This is a genomic window from Bradyrhizobium sp. LA2.1, from assembly GCF_040547725.1.
GTDB classification, from domain to species: domain Bacteria; phylum Pseudomonadota; class Alphaproteobacteria; order Rhizobiales; family Xanthobacteraceae; genus Bradyrhizobium; species Bradyrhizobium barranii.
This window is the reverse complement of the sequence record NZ_JBEPQI010000083.1, coordinates 1-1,442: the sequence shown is the minus strand read 5'-3', so window position 1 is coordinate 1,442 and position 1,442 is coordinate 1. Positions and strand designations below refer to the sequence as shown.

Here is a 1,442-nt window from a genome sequence, read left to right as displayed (position 1 = left end):
TGACAAAGCCGAGCCCTTCGTCTGGACCAAGAAAAAGGTTCGTCAACGCCCCTTCAAAGGCCGCCGTATCACTCAGCTCTGATTCCGGGTACTAGCATGGCGCCTTTGCGGGGGCGACTGGAATGCGGTTCATCGTGCTGTCTGTGCTTGCGCTGCTGGTATTGCCGGCGGCACCAGGCTCCGCGCAATCGGGCCCGTCCGACCGCTCCATCGCCGACAGGCTGCCGCTATTCGCCCGAAACAACTGCCAGCAGATCCGCGATCCCGGCAATCAATTGATTTGCGGTGACGCCGAGCTGGCCGCCGCCGCCGAGAAGCTCGGCACGGCGATCGAGGCGCGGCTCGCCCGCCTGCCCGATCGCCTGCCCGCGATCGAGGAGAATGCGATCTGGATCCGACAGCGCAACCTCGGCTGCGGCATCGTCGGCCAGACCGCGATCCGCGCCGACGATTTCGACCGCGTGAAGGCGTGCCTTCTCAAGGTCACCGAAGAGCGCGCCGCAATCGTGCGTGATCCGGATTTCGACTGTCTCGCGGCCAACACGGCCGCGGGCGCGCTGATCTGCGCGGACCCGTCGCTGGCGCTCACCGAAACCGAGCTCAACAGCCAGGTGCTGGGCCTGATCGGCAGGCTGGATCCAACCGCGGCCCGCTTTGCCTTCGCCGAATACGGCCGATGGACGAGGGAGCGCGATCGCAAGTGCAATCTCGTTGGCAAGGAGAACGTGCCGCTTGCCGAGCTTGCGTCCGCGGAAGATTGTCTCGCCGACCATCTGAAGCGCAAGACCGAGGAGATCGCCGCCGCCAAGGGCGATCCGAAGAAAGTGTTCGGCCGGCAGGTCGCGGCCCGCTCGCCCGACACCGATGCCGTCGATTTCTGCGCCGCGCGGATTCACGCCGCCAATTCGTGCGGCAATTTCCTCCGCATCAACCGCGTCTACGCGCTCGACAGCCAGGTGACCGACCAGGAGGCGCAGGTCACGGGCGAGATCGAGATGGTCGTGCTGGCGCCCTTCACCATGTGCAGCAAGGTCGCTTCCACCTGCACCGGCACCTGCTGGGACCCCAGGACGGGCCGTCCGCAGCCCGGCCTCGGCAGCAAGGAGCGATCCGGCGAGGCCTTCAACGTCACGCGCCGCCTGAGAATCCAGCGGACGTTTGCTTTCGTGAAAGCCGCCGACGGCTGGCGCTGCCGCGAGGACGAATTGGCGCCGGTGAATTCGGGGACGGCGGGCGGGGGATCGTAGGGGCTCTTACCCTCCCCTGGAGGGGGAGGGTCGTTACGCATGAAGCGAAGCGGAATGCGTAGCGGGGTGGGGTGACGGTCTCTCGACGTCCAACACTGCCCGTGTCGAGAGATGACCCCCCCCCCCCCCCCCCGCCCCCCCCCCGCCCCCCCCCCCCCCCGCGGGGGGGGGGGGGGGGGCCAAAAAAAAAAAAAA

The 1,442-nt window shown here is 67.1% G+C and carries 1 protein-coding gene; it reads left to right on the top strand.

From position 1 onward, the window contains the following. Nucleotides 1-122 precede the first annotated feature (122 nt). Nucleotides 123-1,247, top strand: a complete 1,125-nt coding sequence (locus ABIB95_RS47315) for a lysozyme inhibitor LprI family protein (RefSeq protein WP_354249240.1) — start codon at nucleotides 123-125, stop codon at nucleotides 1,245-1,247. Nucleotides 1,248-1,442 lie beyond the last annotated feature (195 nt).